Below are 14,210 nucleotides of genomic sequence, written 5' to 3'. Positions count from 1 at the left end.
AGCTGCCCGATGACGCTCGACTATCAACTGATCTGGCAGAACCTGCCGCTGTACCTGAACGGCGTTGCCCTGACCCTCAAGGTACTGCTGATTTCGCTGGCCTGCGGCCTGGCGCTGGCGATCCCGCTGGCGCTGATGCGTGTCTCGCGCACCTGCCTGCTGCGCTACCCCGCCTGGCTCTACACCTACGTGATCCGCGGCACGCCGATGCTGGTGCAGCTGTTCCTGGTGTACTACGGCCTGGCCCAGTTCGAGGCCGTGCGCCAGAGCCCGCTGTGGCCGTATCTGTCCAGCGCGACGTTCTGCACCTGCCTGGCCTTCGCCATCAACACCAGCGCCTACAGCGCCGAGCTGCTGGCCGGGAGCCTGCGCTCGACGCCCCGGGGCGAGGTCGAGGCCGCCCGTGCCATGGGCATGTCACGCCTGACGCTGTACCGGCGCATCCTGCTGCCTTCGGCCTTGCGCCGTGCCCTGCCGCAGTACAGCAACGAGGTGCTGATGATGCTGCAGACCACCAGCCTGGCCTCGATCGTCACCCTGGTGGACATCACCGGCGCGGCGAAGACCTTCAACGCACGCTACTACCTGCCTTTCGAGGCCTTCATCACCGCCGGGCTGATCTACCTGGCCCTGACGTTCATGCTGGTGCGCCTGTTCAAGCTGGCCGAGCGCCACTGGCTGGCCTACCTGGCCCCGCGCAAGCACTAAGGAGCTTTACATGCAGCACATTGACCATACCCTGCCCTGGAGCGCCTGCGGCACCGAGCGTTCGCTGCGCGTGCTGCGCTTTGGCAGCGGCCCGCGCAAGGCCTATATCCAGGCTTCGCTGCACGCCGATGAACTGCCCGGAATGCGCGTGGCCATCGAGCTCAAGCGCAGGTTGCTGGAGCTCGAGGCGCAGGGCCGGCTGGACGCGGTAATCGAACTGGTGCCCCTGGCCAACCCGATCGGTATCGGCCAGATGTTCCAGGCCACCCACCAGGGCCGCTTCGAGTTCAACAGCGGCAAGAATTTCAATCGCGATTTCCCGGCGCTGACCGAAGCGCTGGCCGCGCATCTGGAAGGCCGCCTGGGCGGCGATGGCCAGGCTAACGTCACGACCATCCGCCAGGCCATGCTCGAACTCCTTGACGAACTGCCCGCGCCCGACTCGGAGCTCGATGGCCTGCGCCGCCTGCTGCTGCGCCACGCCTGCGACGCCGACCTGGTGCTCGACCTGCACTGCGATTTCGAGTCGGTGATGCTGCTGTACGCCATGCCGCAGCACTGGGCGCAGTTGCGTCCGCTGGCGGCTCGCCTTGGCGCGCAAGCGGCGCTGCTGGCCGAAGGCGCCGGTGGCGATGCCTTCGACGAAGCCTGCGCCGCGCCCTGGCTGCACCTGCGCGAGTACTTCCCTGAGGCCGAGATCCCTCTGGCCTGCGTGGCGACCACCATCGAGTTGCGCGGCATGGCCGACACCGAGCGCGAGCAGTGCCAGGCCAGCGCCGAGCAGATCCTCGGCTACCTCGCCGACCAGGGCATGATCCGCGGCCCGTGGCCGGCCGCCCCGGAACACTGCTGCCAACCCACGCCCTTCGCTGGCGCGCAATACGCCTACGCCGAGCACCCAGGCGTGGTCAGCTACCTGCAACCGCTGGGCGCGCAGGTACGTGTGGGCGATCCGCTGTTCGAAGTGCTCGACCCGCTCAGCGACCGCCACAGCGTGGTCAGGGCCACCACCGACGGCATCCTCTACGCCCGTGAACGCCTGCGCTTCGCCCAGCCCGGCCTGTGGCTGGCCAAGGTCGCCGGCAACACCTCCATCCGCCAAGGTCGCCTGCTCAGCGACTGAACCCTGCGAGTACCGTCTGATGAACAAATTGCACATCCACGACCTGCACAAAAGCTACGGCAACCACCAGGTGCTCAAGGGCGTTTCGTTGCAGGCCGATGCCGGCGACGTGATCAGCATCATCGGCTCCAGCGGCTCGGGCAAGAGCACCTTCCTGCGCTGCATCAACCTGCTCGAGCAGCCCAACGCCGGGCAGATCCTGGTCAACGGCGAACAGCTCAAGCTGCGCGAATGCCCCCGCGGTGGGCTGCGCGCGGCGGACCCACGCCAGTTGCAGCGCCTGCGCGCACGGTTGAGCATGGTCTTCCAGCACTTCAACCTGTGGGCGCACATGAGCGCCCTGGACAACGTCATGGAAGCCCCGGTGCACGTGCTCAGCATGAACCGCAAGGAGGCCCGCGAGAAAGCCGAGCACTACCTGGCCAAGGTCGGTGTCAGCCATCGCCGCGACGCCTACCCGGCGCACATGTCCGGAGGCGAGCAGCAACGGGTGGCCATTGCCCGGGCGCTGGCCATGGAGCCCGAGGTGATGCTGTTCGACGAACCGACTTCGGCGCTCGATCCGGAACTGGTCGGCGATGTGCTCAAGGTCATGCAGGACCTGGCCCAGGAGGGCCGGACCATGGTCGTGGTCACTCACGAAATGGGCTTTGCCCGCGAGGTGTCCAACCAACTGCTGTTCCTCCACCAGGGCTTGGCCGAGGAACGCGGCGACCCACGCGAGGTGCTGGCGCGGCCGCAGTCCGAGCGCCTGCGCCAGTTCCTCGCCGGCAGCCTGAAGTAACCCCGAGGCGCTCCGTGGAGCGCCTTCGGATACACTACCGGCAATTCACAGGGAGCTTCGCGCCGGATGTCGAGCCATACCAAGAACACCACCGTCTACGCCGCGCCGGTCATGCGCAAGCTGTCGGAGAGCCTGGCCGAACTGCCACCGTCGTTGCGCAAGGTCGCCGAATACATCCTGCGCCACCCGCTGAAGGCCGCGACCCTGACCATCGAGGACATGGCCCAGGCCACCGCGACCTCGCCGGCGGCGGTCAATCGCCTGGCCAAGGCCCTGGACCTGGGCGGCTACAGCGGCCTGAAGGCCGAGCTGGTGAGCACCCTGCAACAGATGGTCTCGCCGGTTGACAAGCTGCGTAACGAACTTGCCCTGCGCCCAGCCGGCGACTTTGGCCTGCACGAACAGATCCAGAGCGCCACCAGCAACCTGGCGACCACCGCCAGCAACAACCAGGCCGACACCTTCGAGGCGTTCGTCGGCTGCCTGCTCGAGGCGCGCAAGGTCTATGTACTGGGCTTCGGCAACAGCGTGTACCTGGCCGGGCTGGCCGCCTCGACCCTGGTGCCGTTCTGCAAGGACACCTGTGCCATCAGCATGGAAGGTGGCAACGAGAATGCCGCCTACCGCCTGGCAGCGATCACCGAGCAGGACGTGCTGCTGGCCATCGCCCTGCCACGCTATTCGCAGGACACCCTGCAACTGTCGCGTTTCGCCCAGGAACGCAACGCCACGGTACTGGCGATCACCGACTCACCCGCCTCGCCGCTGGCGCCCATGGCCCACCATGTGCTGTACGCGCCCGCCGATCATCCGGTGCTGACCAGCTCCAACATGGCCGTGCTCGCGTTGATCGAAGGGCTGGTGGCCGGCGTCATGGCGCGCAACAAGGAGGCGGTGAAACTGGCCACGGAGCTGACTGAAAGCGTGATGTCGTATCTGCATGTGCCAGGTGGCAAGACGCTGAAGCCGTAATTGGGCCTAGAAGTCCACCTTGCCGCGCCCCGCTTTGATCGAGCCGCGCCTGGATTTCGTGTCGAGGCGCCGGGTCTTCGAGCCAAGAGTCGGCTTGGTCGGCCGGCGCTTCTTCTCGACCTTGGCGGCGCTGATGATCAACTCGGCCAGGCGCGCCAGGGCGTCCGCACGGTTCTGTTCCTGGGTGCGGTACTGCTGGGCCTTGATGATCACCACGCCGTCGGCGGTGATGCGACTGTCGCGCAATGCCAGCAGCCGCTCCTTGTAGAAAGCGGGCAGCGATGAGGCCGTGATGTCGAAGCGCAGGTGCACGGCGCTGGAAACCTTGTTGACGTTCTGGCCGCCGGCGCCCTGCGCGCGAATATAGCTCAGCTCGATCTCGGCGTCCGGCACGTGCACGTTGTTGGAGATGGTCAGCATGGTGTGCCTCTGGTGATAACCCGGCCATTATCACATCTCCTTGCCTTCACTGCCGCGCCATGTGCCGCCGGTACTGCCTGGCACGGGCGGCGTCGCTCCATTGCTGGCGCAGCAGCGCCCACCAGGGCGCCACTTGGGGATCGGGCGCCTTGGCTTCGCTCAGCCTGCGCAGCTGGAACTTGACCATGGCCATGTTGCCCAGCGAGGCCAGCGCCTTGTTCTTCCAGGTGATCGGGCGCAGTTCCGGCACCGCCTCCTGCCCCGCCTGCCAGTCACGGGGCAAGGCCGGTGCGATGGCCAGGGCGGTGCCGATGCCGACCATTTCGACGCCGCTTTGCACCACGTGCTCGGCGACCGGTCGGCGGCGGATGCCGCCGGTGACCATCACCGGCATCTTCGCCACCGTGCGGATGTCTCGGGCGAACTCCAGGAAGTACGCTTCGCGCGCCAGCGTGCGGCCATCCCGAGCCTGGCCCTGCATCGCCGGGGCCTCGTAGCTGCCACCGGACAGCTCCACCAGGTCGACCGCCAGCTCATTGAGCAGGGCTACCACCTGCCGCGCATCGTCTGCGCTGAAGCCGCCACGCTGGAAGTCCGCCGAGTTGAGCTTGACGGCCACGGCGAAGCCGGGCGACACCACTGCACGCACCGCCTTGACCACCTCCAGCAGCAGTCGCGCACGATTTTCCAAGGTGCCACCCCACTCGTCAGTGCGCTGGTTGCTCAGGGGCGAAAGGAACTGGCTGAGCAGGTAGCCATGGGCCGCGTGGATTTCCACCCCGCTGAAGCCCGCCTGCTCCGCCAGCCGAGCGGTGTTGGCGAAGCGCCGGATCACATCATCGATCACCTCGTGGGTCATCGCCCGCGGGGTGGAGAAATGCCTGGACATGCTGCCCAGGTCCAACGCCACGGCCGAGGGGGCCCAGGTTTCCTGCCCGAGGCTCGCGGGCATCTGCCGGCCGGGGTGGTTGATCTGCAACCAGAACTGCGCGCCCTTCGCGCGGCCGATGGCAGCCCATTGGCGAAAACGCTCCAGGTGCCGATCATCCTCCAGCACCACGCCGCCGGGACCGGTCATGGCGCGGTTGTCGACCATCACGTTGCCGCTGATGAGCAGGCCGGCGCCGCCCTGCGCCCAGGCCCGGTACAAGCGCATCAGCCGGTCGGAGGGCGCATGGGCGGCATCGGCCATGTTTTCTTCCATGGCAGCCTTGGCGATACGGTTGGGGATGACCGCGCCATTGGGCAGGGTCAGGGGGGAAAAGACGTCCATCGGCGTTACCTCGACTAAGTGCGTGCCGCAGACGTTAGCTTTAAAGTCAACTTTAAGGTCAAGCCCTGATGCGGAGGAAAATTCAGCATTGACTCTCAAGTTGGGTTGAACGTTAGGGTGATTACGCAGCCCCCGACATCATCCCCCCCTGGAGATACCGCACCGTGAAACTCGCAAGCGCAACCGCCTTGGCCGGCGCCCTGCTGATGCCCGCTACCCACGCCGCCAACGGCCTCCCTGAGCATGCCGCCACCACGCAGATCGACATCGCCGGGCACCCGGTGCCGGTGCTCAAGGGCGGGCTGTACGACCGTTACCGCTCCAACCCGCCGCTGGCGGTGATCCAGGCCGAGGCGCCGGGCATCGACCTGAGCTGGTTCAAGAGCCTGGAGAAGACCCGGGTCGACATGGGTTTCGAGTCGTACTCTCCGAACTTCTACTACCGCAACAGCCGCGTCACCGCTGTCTACACCGCCGACCTCGACCGCCTGCGCGCCCTGATGCCCGCCGAAGTGCTCGAGCAGGTGCAACCGTTGCAGGTGTGGCCAGGGCGCGGGCTGGTGGCGTTCACCGCCTACACCTACGACTACTGCGACAACGACAGCTACAACGAGATCGCCCTGTCGATCATCACCAGCAAGCCGGGCAAGGCGAACCTCGGGCCCTTCTCCCTGGTCGGGCAGTCGATGGCCAAGGATTTCTGGGGCTACGTGCTCAAGCTGCCCGTCAATACCGAGCTGGCGCGGGTGCGTGGCGTGGTGGGCTACAACCTGCCGAAGTGGCTGACCGCGATCGACCGGCGCGAGGATGCGCGGGCGGTGACCTACGACATCGGCGATGCGCAGAGCGGCAAGGTGGATGTGATTTTCAGGGCGAGCAAGCTCGAGGGGCTGTCCGATGAGCCGGGCCTGGTGACCAACAGTTTCACCAACCTCGACCACAAGGGCCAGCTGGCCTACGGTTACGCCACCTCGCGCCAGACCCTGCATGCCTCGAGCATGCGCGGGGATTCGGCGGAACTGGTGCTGGGGGACGGCGAGCTGTCGCGTTACCTGCGCGATCTGCAGCTGGGGCGGATGGTCAAGTACGAGTATGTGCCCGAGTTCCAGAGTGCCTTGTACGCGCCCCAGCCGCTGGCAGCGCTGGCGTCGGGCAACTGAGGCGAAACGCGATTCTTTGATGAAACGCGGGCTGCGTGGGAGCTACAACTTTGATCGCTGGGCCATTTCCTCACGCAGCCGCTCCAGCACCCGCTGCGAGTTGTCCACGCAGGGCATGCCTTCGGGCTTGCTCTCGATGCCCTCGATCACCAGCAGCAACTGCGCCTTGTTGCGCGCCAGGCGCTCCTGCAGGCGCTCGATCTCCTCGACCTTGCGCCTGAGCCCGCCGAGCAGTTCGTCGTGCTGCCAGCCCTTGGCCTTGGCCGGCAGCAGTTGGCGGATCTCCTCCAGCGAGAACCCGGCAGCCTGGGCGTTGGTGATCATCTCCAGCACCCACACCGCGTCGGCGTCGTAGTCGCGGTAGCCATTGGCCTTACGCTCGACCGAGCTGATCAGCCCGCTGGCCTCGTAGAAGCGGATGCGCGACGCAGCCAGCCCGGTAAGTTTGGCCAACTCCCCTATTCTCATGCGGCACCTTTGAAATTGCATTGACCTTGAAGCGCACTTTAATCCTAGTGTTGTCCGGTGGCCAGGTGAACCTTCACCGGCCTGCCCGCTCCACCCCCTAGAGACAGGAGAAGCGAAATGGGATACGTCACAAGCAAAGACGGTGTCGAGATCTTCTACAAGGATTGGGGACCACGTAATGCCCAGGTGATCTTCTTCCACCACGGCTGGCCACTCAGCGCCGATGACTGGGATGCCCAGCTGCTGTTCTTCGTCGCCGAAGGCTACCGCGTGGTCGCCCATGACCGCCGCGGCCATGGCCGTTCGAGCCAGGTCTGGGATGGCCACGACATGGACCACTACGCCGACGATGTCGCCGCCGTGGTCAAGCACCTGGGCGTCGAGGGCGCGATCCATGTCGGCCACTCCACCGGCGGTGGCGAGGTGATCCACTACATGGCCCGCCATCCCGAAGACAAGGTGCCCAAGGCAGCCATCATCGCCGCGGTTCCGCCGCTGATGGTCCAGACCGCCAGCAACCCCGGCGGATTGCCCAAGTCGGTGTTCGACGACCTCCAGGCCCAGCTCAAGGCCAACCGCGCGCAGTTCTACCACGATATCCCGGCGGGGCCGTTCTACGGCTACAACCGTCCCGGGGCCAAGGCGGACCAGGGGGTGATCCTCAACTGGTGGCGCCAGGGCATGATGGGCGGCGCCCAGGCGCACTACGACGGCATTGTCGCGTTCTCCCAGACCGACTTCACCGAATCGCTGAAAAAGGTGACGGTGCCGGTGCTGGTGATGCATGGCGACGACGACCAGATCGTGCCCTACGACAATTCGGGGCCACTGTCAGCCAAGTTGCTGGCCAAGGGCACCCTGAAGACCTACAAGGGCTACCCCCATGGCATGCCCACCACCCATGCCGACGTGATCAACCAGGACCTGCTGGCGTTCTTCCGTAGCTGACAGGCCCGGGCGGCGTCATCCTTGGCGCCGCCCCTTGCCGCGCGCAGCTTTCTGCGCGGTCGAGTCATGTTGCGTACCGCTGGAGCCCTCGGGCCGATGGGCATCGTTGTCGCGCTCGGCCTCGCCCGCTGGGCGCGGCTGGCGACGATCTGGCTGCTGTTTCATACACATCTCCTAGCCTTTGCTGTGTTCCGGCGAAGTGGGCCCGGTGCCACGCTTGATGCCTCGCGGCCCGGCAACACCCCAGATGGCCAGCCCGACCACGGGGAACACCACCAGCAGCAGCGACCACAAGACCTTCACACCATCGGACTTGTCGCTGCGAAACACGCTGACGATCGCCCACAGGTCGACCAGCAGGAGAATCGCCACCACGGCGATCCAGAAATACGTCACGGGGTCACTCATGACTCGCCCTCCTCTTCAGGCGCCTGCCCGAGATCCTGGCACGTCACGCCGCGGACTGCCCGGTGCCAAGCAGTTTCTTCTGTGCCTGCATCGCCTGCCCCATATCTTCCAGCGCCTGCTTGCCGAGCAGTTTCCTGGCGGTCGGGAACAGCTCGCCCTCTTCTTCCTCGATATGGTGCTCAAGCAGCTCCTTCATCACCTTGACCCGCCCGGCGAACTCGACGGTGTCGGTGGCAGTGCCGAGCAGGTCGGGCAGCACCAGCGAGTCGACCGTGCGGTGCTCCTCCTTGGCCTCGTGGTACATCTTTTCCTCCTCCCTGCCACCGGCCTGCTTGATGGCCGGGTAAAGGATGCGCTCCTCGAGCTCGGTGTGGATCTTCAACTCCTGCTCGATGCGCGCCAGCAGCTCGCCACGTTTCTTCACCGCACGCTCGGTGGTGGCCGCCAGCTCGTCGAGCAGTTTCTTCACGTTCTTGTGGTCTTGCACCAGCAATTCGATGGCATTCATGGCAGGCCTCGTCCGGTTATCGAGAATGAACATTGCTTCCGGTTGAGCCACGCATGCCCGGGGCGTTCGACAGAGACGATGAACGGTGGCGGCCCGTGCATTGCCTGCAACGAACTATGAACCTGATGCACCTGCCGAGGCTCTGAGCTGTTAACCCCCAGGCCAAGGTGAGCCATGGAGCTGATCGTCGCGCGTCCCGAAGGGCTGTACTGCCCACCCGGTGATTTCTACATCGACCCCTGGCGGCCGGTCGACCGGGCGGTGATCACCCACGCCCATGGCGACCATGCCCGGCGCGGCAATCGCCACTACCTTGCCGCGGCGCCCGGCGCCGGGATACTGCGGGCGCGCCTGGGCGAGGACATCGACCTGCAGACCCTGCCCTACGGCACGCCGCTGGAGCACCACGGCGTGACCCTGAGCTTTCACCCCGCCGGCCATGTGCTCGGCTCGGCCCAGGTGCGCCTGGCATACCGCGGCGAGGTGTGGGTCGCCTCCGGCGACTACAAGGTCGAGCCGGACGGCACCTGCGATGCCTTCGAACCGGTGCGCTGTCACACCTTCATCAGCGAATCGACCTTTGGCCTGCCGATCTACCGTTGGCAAACCCAGGCCTGCATTTTCGCCGACATCGATGCCTGGTGGCGCGCCAATGCCGCCGCCGGGCGCACCAGCGTGCTGTTCGCCTACGCCTTCGGCAAGGCCCAGCGGATCCTCCACGGCATCGATGCCGGTATTGGCCCGCTGCTTGTGCATGGCGCGGTGGAGCCGCTGAACCAGGTCTACCGCGCCGCCGGTGTGCGCCTGCCCGAAACCCTGCCCGCCACGGCGACCGCCAAGGGCGATCCATTGCTGCGCCAGGCGCTGGTCCTCGCCCCGCCGTCGGCGGGGGGCAGCACCTGGATGCGCCGCTTCGGCGACTACAGCGACGCCTTCGCCAGCGGCTGGATGCTATTGCGCGGGGCCCGCCGCAGGCGCGGCGTCGATCGCGGCTTCGTGCTCTCCGACCACGCCGACTGGCCCGGCCTGCTCTGGGCCATCGAGCAGAGCGGCGCCGAGCGGGTGATGGTCACTCACGGTCAGGTCAATGTGCTGGTTCGCTACCTGACCGAGCGCGGCCTGGATGCCCGAGCCTTCCAGACCGAGTACGGCGAGGAAGATGACAGCCTGGAGCCGAGCGCCTGATGAGAGCCTTCGCCGAACTCTACGCCCGGCTCGATGCCACCACCTCGAGCAAGGCCAAGCTCGCTGCGCTGCAGGACTACTTGGCCGCCGCGCCGCCTGCCGATGCCGCCTGGGCGGTGTACTTCCTCGCTGGCGGGCGCCCACGCCAGGTGGTGCCGACCCGCGTGCTGCGCGACCTGGCGATCCGCCTGTGCGGCCTGCCCGAGTGGCTGTTCGAGGAGAGCTACCAGGCCGTCGGCGATTTCGCCGAAACCCTTTCGCTGTTGCTGCCAGAGTCGACCCAGGTCGCGGATGAAAGTTTGCAGTGGTGGCTTGAGCAAATGCTGCCGTTGCGCGGCCTGCCCCCCGAGGAACTCGCGCCGCGCCTGCAGGCGCTGTGGACGCGGCTCGACCGGCAAAGCCTGATGGTCAGCCTCAAGCTGCTCACCGGCGGTTTTCGCGTCGGTGTCTCGAAGCTGCTGGTGACCCGCGCCCTGGCCGCGTTGGCCGGGGTCGACGCCAAGCGCGTGGCGCAGCGCATGGTCGGCTACACCGACCTTGCGCACCAGCCGACGCCCCAGCGCTACCTGGGGTTGATCGCCCCGGAGTCGGCCGAGGAACATGCCCAGCGCGGCGGCCAGCCCTACCCGTTTTTCCTGGCGCACCCGCTGCAGGAGCCGCTCGAGCGCTTCGACGCGGTGCTCGGTCCGCCCCAGGAGTGGCTGGTGGAATGGAAATGGGACGGCATCCGCGTCCAGCTGGTGAAACGCGATGGGCGTGCCTGGCTGTGGTCGCGGGGCGAGGAGCTTATCACCGAGCGCTTCCCCGAGCTTGCGCAACTTGCCACCGTGCTGCCCGACGGCACCGTGCTCGATGGCGAACTGGTGATCTGGAAGGCGCCACCCGACGGCGACGACCAGGCGTTCGGCGTGCAGCCGTTCGCCCTGCTGCAACAACGCATCGGGCGCAAGACCTTGGGCAAGAAGCTGCTGGACGAGTTGCCGGCGGCGCTGCTGGCCTACGACCTGCTTGAGTGGCAAGGCGAAGACTGGCGCAGCCGCAGCCAGGACCAGCGTCGGGAACAGCTCGAGGCGCTGGTCGATAGCATCGGCGATACGCACCTGCGCCAGTCGCCGCGCGTGACCGGTGACGACTGGCAGGCGCTCGCCCGCCAGCGCGAGGCCTCGCGCCAGCTGGGTGTCGAGGGCATGATGCTCAAGCGCCGTGACTCGCTGTACGGCGTGGGCCGTACCCGTGACCTGGGCCTGTGGTGGAAATGGAAGATCGACCCGTTCAGCATCGACGCGGTGTTGATCTATGCCCAGCGCGGCCATGGTCGGCGCGCCAGCCTGTACAGCGACTACACCTTCGCGGTGTGGGACGACAGCGCGCCGGGCGAGCGGGTGCTGGTGCCCTTCGCCAAGGCCTACTCTGGCCTCACCGACGAAGAGATGCGCAAGGTCGACGCCATCGTGCGCAGAACCACGGTGGACAAGTTCGGCCCGGTACGCAGCGTCACCCCGACCCTGGTGTTCGAACTGGGCTTCGAAGGCATCGCCCTGTCCAAGCGCCACAAGAGCGGCATCGCGGTGCGCTTTCCACGCATGCTGCGCTGGCGCACCGACAAGACCATCGAGCAGGCCGACACGCTGGCCACCTTGCAGGGGCTGCTATGACGGTCAAGCGCCGCCAGCCTTCCAGCCGCTGGTTCGCCGAGCGCGGCTGGAAGCCGTTCACCTTCCAGAAGGCCGTCTGGCAAGCCGTGGCCGATGGCGAATCGGGGCTGCTGCACGCCGCCACCGGCGCCGGCAAGACCTACGCCGTGTGGTTCGCCGCGCTGGATAGCTTCGCCGGGCAGTGTGCCCCCCTGCCCACGCCCGCACGTCTCGGCAAGCCTGCCATGGCGCCGCTGACCGTGCTGTGGATCACCCCCATGCGCGCCCTGGCCGCCGACACGGCCAGGGCATTGCAGGCGCCCCTGGATGACCTGGGAATCGGCTGGAGCATCGGCCTGCGTACCGGCGACACCGGCAGCGCCGAGCGCGCCCGCCAGGCGCGGCGCCTGCCCAGCGCTCTGGTGACCACGCCGGAAAGCCTGACCCTGCTGCTGACCCAGGCCAATGCGCGCGAGGCATTCGCCGGCCTGCGCATGCTGGTGGTGGATGAATGGCACGAGTTGCTCGGCAACAAACGGGGCGTGCAGTTGCAACTGGCCCTCGCCCGCCTGCGCCGCTGGCAGCCGTCGCTGCTGGTCTGGGCGCTTTCGGCCACGCTGGGCAACCTGGACCATGCCCGGCAAGTGCTGATGCCGGCGGGCCGCCTGGTACAGGGGCACGACGCCAAGGACCTGCGTATCGACACCTTGCTGCCGGCCACCCTCGAGCGCTTCCCCTGGGCCGGCCATCTGGGGCTGCGCATGCTCGGGCAGGTCGTCGAGCAGCTGGAGGGCAGCCCTGCCACGCTGGTGTTCACCAACACCCGCTCGCAGGCGGAAACCTGGTACCAGGCGCTGCTCGAGGCGCGGCCCGACTGGGCTGGGCTGCTGGCATTGCACCACGGCTCGCTGTCCCGCGAGGTGCGCGACTGGGTGGAACTGGCCTTGAAGAAAGGCCAGTTGAAAGCGGTGGTGTGCACCTCCAGCTTGGACCTGGGCGTGGACTTCCTGCCCGTGGAGCGGGTGCTGCAGATCGGTTCGGCCAAGGGGGTCGCCCGCCTGATGCAACGCGCCGGGCGCTCCGGCCATGCGCCGGGCCGCCCCTCGCGGGCAACGCTGGTGCCGACCCATAGCCTGGAGCTGCTGGAGGCTGCCGCCGTGCGCACGGCGGTGGCCGAAGGCAAGGTCGAGGCGCGCCAGGCGCCCGAGCGGCCGCTGGATGTACTGGTCCAGCACCTGGTGAGCATGGCCCTCGGCGATGGCTTTGATGCCCAGGACATGCTCGCCGAGGTGCGCAGCGCCTGGTCGTACCGCGACCTGTCCGACGGCCAATGGCAATGGGCCCTGGCGTTCATCCGCCACGGCGGTCTCTCGCTCACGGCCTACCCCGATTTCCGCCGCGCCGAGCCGGATGCCGAAGGCCGCTGGCGGGTGCCCGACGCACGCCTGGCACGGCGTCACCGTATGAGCATCGGCACCATCGTCAGCGATGCCAGCCTCACCGTGAAGTTCTGGGGCCGTGGCGGCAGCGGTTCGCTGGGCAGCGTCGAGGAAGGCTTCATCGCCCGCCTGCGCCCGGGCGACCATTTCCTGTTCGGCGGCCGCACCCTGGAGCTGGTGGAAGTGCGCGAGATGTGCGTCTACGTGCGCCGCGCCAGTGGCCGCAAGGCCGCCATCCCGCGCTGGAACGGCGGGCGCATGCCGCTCAGCGGCGAACTCGCCGAGGCGCTGCTGGAGCAGCTGGATGCCGCGGACCAGGGCCACTACCACAGCCCGGAGATGCGCCTGTTGCGCCCGCTGCTGAGCGTGCAGCAAGCCTGGTCGGCGCTGCCCGGCAAATGCACATTGCTGGCCGAGACGCTGAAGTCCCGTGAAGGCTGGCACCTGTTCCTCTATCCCTTCGCCGGTCGCTCGGTGCACCTGGGCCTCGCCAGCCTGCTGGCCTGGCGCCTGGCGCGGGAGACGCCGCGCAGCTTCTCCATCGCGGTCAACGACTATGGCCTGGAGCTGCTCTGTGCGAGCCCGGTCGACTACCCCGGCGCCCTCACCCCAGCCCTGTTCGACAGCGACGAGCTGTTGCCCGAGGTGCTCGCCAGCCTTAATGCCGGCGAGCTGGCGCGGCGGCGCTTTCGCGAGATCGCCCGGATCGCCGGGCTGGTGTTCACCGGCTATCCCGGCGTGCCCAAGAGCACACGCCAATTGCAGGCCTCCAGCGGGCTGTATTTCGACGTGTTCCAGCAGCACGACCCTGACAACCTGCTGCTCACGCAGGCGCGCCAGGAGGTGCTGAGCCAGGAGCTCGACGTGCAGCGCCTGCGCCAGACCTTGCAACGCCTGCAGGCGTTGCGCCTGGACGTGCGCGTGATCAGGCGCGCCACGCCGTTTGCCTTCCCCCTGCTGGTGGAGCGCTTTCGCGAAAGCCTCAGCTCGGAGAAACTCGCCGACCGGATCCGGCGCATGCTCGCCGACCTGGAACAGGCCGCAGGGCCAGGCGGCGGCGACGCGCCTGTGACAACGGTGTGGGTCGAGGACGACAACCGCGAGCCGGGCAGCGCGCGCCGAACGCGGCGTACCAAGGACGGGCTGCCGCGCCCGGCGCGGCAGCGGCCGTGACCATGCA

15 protein-coding genes are annotated in these 14,210 nt (G+C 67.3%); 9 read left to right on the top strand and 6 right to left on the bottom strand.

Annotated elements, in window-relative coordinates:
• Nucleotides 1-9 precede the first annotated feature (9 nt).
• The 4 genes from ABZO33_RS20195 (at nt 10) to ABZO33_RS20180 (ending at nt 3,587) form a co-directional block, all read left to right on the top strand.
• Entirely contained in the window at nt 10-708 is a 699-nt protein-coding gene (locus ABZO33_RS20195; protein WP_038706090.1) for an ABC transporter permease, read from the top strand.
• A 10-nt stretch (nt 709-718) separates the two neighbouring features.
• Nucleotides 719-1,831 carry a succinylglutamate desuccinylase/aspartoacylase family protein gene (locus tag ABZO33_RS20190; RefSeq protein ID WP_414537449.1) on the top strand — a complete coding sequence of 371 codons (1,113 nt, stop codon included), beginning with the start codon at nt 719-721 and terminating at the stop codon, nt 1,829-1,831.
• A gap of 19 nt (nt 1,832-1,850) precedes the next feature.
• Nucleotides 1,851-2,615, top strand: a complete 765-nt coding sequence (locus ABZO33_RS20185) for an ABC transporter ATP-binding protein (RefSeq protein ID WP_414537448.1) — start codon at nt 1,851-1,853, stop codon at nt 2,613-2,615.
• 66 nt (nt 2,616-2,681) lie between these two features.
• Nucleotides 2,682-3,587, top strand: a complete 906-nt coding sequence (locus ABZO33_RS20180; RefSeq protein ID WP_414537447.1) for a MurR/RpiR family transcriptional regulator — start codon at nt 2,682-2,684, stop codon at nt 3,585-3,587.
• Nucleotides 3,588-3,593: 6 nt separating this feature from the next.
• Here the strand turns inward: ABZO33_RS20180 and arfB are convergent, their stop codons facing one another.
• Together arfB and ABZO33_RS20170 are read right to left on the bottom strand one after the other, a co-directional pair.
• Nucleotides 3,594-4,007, bottom strand: a complete 414-nt coding sequence (arfB, locus tag ABZO33_RS20175; RefSeq protein ID WP_414537446.1) for an alternative ribosome rescue aminoacyl-tRNA hydrolase ArfB — start codon at nt 4,005-4,007, stop codon at nt 3,594-3,596.
• Between the two features lie 46 nt (nt 4,008-4,053).
• Complete coding sequence (locus tag ABZO33_RS20170) at nt 4,054-5,280, bottom strand: NADH:flavin oxidoreductase/NADH oxidase family protein (RefSeq protein ID WP_414537445.1); 1,227 nt, start codon at nt 5,278-5,280, stop codon at nt 4,054-4,056.
• Nucleotides 5,281-5,486: 206 nt separating this feature from the next.
• On the opposite strand from ABZO33_RS20170, the gene ABZO33_RS20165 reads away from it, so the two are divergent.
• Nucleotides 5,487-6,440 (top strand): acetoacetate decarboxylase (ADC), encoded by a 954-nt coding sequence (locus tag ABZO33_RS20165; RefSeq protein WP_414537601.1) that lies wholly within the window; start codon nt 5,487-5,489, stop codon nt 6,438-6,440.
• Nucleotides 6,441-6,482: 42 nt separating this feature from the next.
• Here the strand turns inward: ABZO33_RS20165 and ABZO33_RS20160 are convergent, their stop codons facing one another.
• Nucleotides 6,483-6,908, bottom strand: a complete 426-nt coding sequence (locus ABZO33_RS20160; RefSeq protein WP_414537444.1) for a MerR family transcriptional regulator — start codon at nt 6,906-6,908, stop codon at nt 6,483-6,485.
• 117 nt (nt 6,909-7,025) lie between these two features.
• On the opposite strand from ABZO33_RS20160, the gene ABZO33_RS20155 reads away from it, so the two are divergent.
• Nucleotides 7,026-7,856, top strand: a complete 831-nt coding sequence (locus ABZO33_RS20155) for an alpha/beta fold hydrolase (protein WP_414537443.1) — start codon at nt 7,026-7,028, stop codon at nt 7,854-7,856.
• Nucleotides 7,857-7,871: 15 nt separating this feature from the next.
• Here ABZO33_RS20155 and ABZO33_RS20150 read toward each other — a convergent pair whose 3' ends face one another.
• Genes ABZO33_RS20150 through ABZO33_RS20140 form a run of 3 tightly spaced genes read right to left on the bottom strand, consistent with a single transcriptional unit; the run spans nt 7,872 to nt 8,772 of the window.
• On the bottom strand, nt 7,872-8,021 hold the full coding sequence (locus tag ABZO33_RS20150) for a hypothetical protein (protein WP_414537442.1): 150 nt from the start codon (nt 8,019-8,021) through the stop codon (nt 7,872-7,874).
• Between the two features lie 9 nt (nt 8,022-8,030).
• On the bottom strand, nt 8,031-8,264 hold the full coding sequence (locus ABZO33_RS20145; RefSeq protein ID WP_414537441.1) for a PLD nuclease N-terminal domain-containing protein: 234 nt from the start codon (nt 8,262-8,264) through the stop codon (nt 8,031-8,033).
• 43 nt (nt 8,265-8,307) lie between these two features.
• Nucleotides 8,308-8,772 (bottom strand): hemerythrin domain-containing protein, encoded by a 465-nt coding sequence (locus ABZO33_RS20140; protein WP_414537440.1) that lies wholly within the window; start codon nt 8,770-8,772, stop codon nt 8,308-8,310.
• Nucleotides 8,773-8,946: 174 nt separating this feature from the next.
• Here ABZO33_RS20140 and ABZO33_RS20135 point away from each other — a divergent pair, with 174 nt between their 5' ends.
• From ABZO33_RS20135 to ABZO33_RS20125, 3 genes are read left to right on the top strand one after another with little or no spacing between them, the layout of a single operon-like run.
• Complete coding sequence (locus ABZO33_RS20135; protein WP_414537439.1) at nt 8,947-9,957, top strand: ligase-associated DNA damage response exonuclease; 1,011 nt, start codon at nt 8,947-8,949, stop codon at nt 9,955-9,957.
• Nucleotides 9,957-11,612: an ATP-dependent DNA ligase gene (locus ABZO33_RS20130; RefSeq protein ID WP_414537438.1), complete on the top strand. Its 1,656-nt coding sequence runs from the start codon at nt 9,957-9,959 to the stop codon at nt 11,610-11,612. Before ABZO33_RS20135 ends, ABZO33_RS20130 begins: the two co-directional genes overlap by 1 nt.
• Nucleotides 11,609-14,203, top strand: a complete 2,595-nt coding sequence (locus ABZO33_RS20125) for a ligase-associated DNA damage response DEXH box helicase (protein WP_414537437.1) — start codon at nt 11,609-11,611, stop codon at nt 14,201-14,203. The genes ABZO33_RS20130 and ABZO33_RS20125 overlap by 4 nt, the downstream gene beginning before the upstream one ends.
• The last annotated feature ends 7 nt before the right edge of the window (nt 14,204-14,210 follow it).

Source organism: Pseudomonas sp. CAM1A (assembly GCF_047501685.1).
Lineage (GTDB): Bacteria > Pseudomonadota > Gammaproteobacteria > Pseudomonadales > Pseudomonadaceae > Aquipseudomonas.
The sequence above is the reverse complement of the archived record's forward strand: the minus strand, read 5'-3'. Positions and strand labels throughout refer to the sequence as shown.

What these genes read in the sequence shown, in the direction of transcription:
- ABZO33_RS20195 (WP_038706090.1), top strand. Translation starts at nt 10, where the DNA reads ATGACGCTCGACTATCAACTGATCTGGCAGAACCTGCCGCTGTACCTG.
- ABZO33_RS20190 (WP_414537449.1), top strand. Translation starts at nt 719, where the DNA reads ATGCAGCACATTGACCATACCCTGCCCTGGAGCGCCTGCGGCACCGAG.
- ABZO33_RS20185 (WP_414537448.1), top strand. Translation starts at nt 1,851, where the DNA reads ATGAACAAATTGCACATCCACGACCTGCACAAAAGCTACGGCAACCAC.
- ABZO33_RS20180 (WP_414537447.1), top strand. Translation starts at nt 2,682, where the DNA reads ATGTCGAGCCATACCAAGAACACCACCGTCTACGCCGCGCCGGTCATG.
- arfB (WP_414537446.1), bottom strand. Translation starts at nt 4,007, where the DNA reads ATGCTGACCATCTCCAACAACGTGCACGTGCCGGACGCCGAGATCGAG.
- ABZO33_RS20170 (WP_414537445.1), bottom strand. Translation starts at nt 5,280, where the DNA reads ATGGACGTCTTTTCCCCCCTGACCCTGCCCAATGGCGCGGTCATCCCC.
- ABZO33_RS20165 (WP_414537601.1), top strand. Translation starts at nt 5,487, where the DNA reads ATGCCCGCTACCCACGCCGCCAACGGCCTCCCTGAGCATGCCGCCACC.
- ABZO33_RS20160 (WP_414537444.1), bottom strand. Translation starts at nt 6,908, where the DNA reads ATGAGAATAGGGGAGTTGGCCAAACTTACCGGGCTGGCTGCGTCGCGC.
- ABZO33_RS20155 (WP_414537443.1), top strand. Translation starts at nt 7,026, where the DNA reads ATGGGATACGTCACAAGCAAAGACGGTGTCGAGATCTTCTACAAGGAT.
- ABZO33_RS20150 (WP_414537442.1), bottom strand. Translation starts at nt 8,021, where the DNA reads ATGAAACAGCAGCCAGATCGTCGCCAGCCGCGCCCAGCGGGCGAGGCC.
- ABZO33_RS20145 (WP_414537441.1), bottom strand. Translation starts at nt 8,264, where the DNA reads ATGAGTGACCCCGTGACGTATTTCTGGATCGCCGTGGTGGCGATTCTC.
- ABZO33_RS20140 (WP_414537440.1), bottom strand. Translation starts at nt 8,772, where the DNA reads ATGAATGCCATCGAATTGCTGGTGCAAGACCACAAGAACGTGAAGAAA.
- ABZO33_RS20135 (WP_414537439.1), top strand. Translation starts at nt 8,947, where the DNA reads ATGGAGCTGATCGTCGCGCGTCCCGAAGGGCTGTACTGCCCACCCGGT.
- ABZO33_RS20130 (WP_414537438.1), top strand. Translation starts at nt 9,957, where the DNA reads ATGAGAGCCTTCGCCGAACTCTACGCCCGGCTCGATGCCACCACCTCG.
- ABZO33_RS20125 (WP_414537437.1), top strand. Translation starts at nt 11,609, where the DNA reads ATGACGGTCAAGCGCCGCCAGCCTTCCAGCCGCTGGTTCGCCGAGCGC.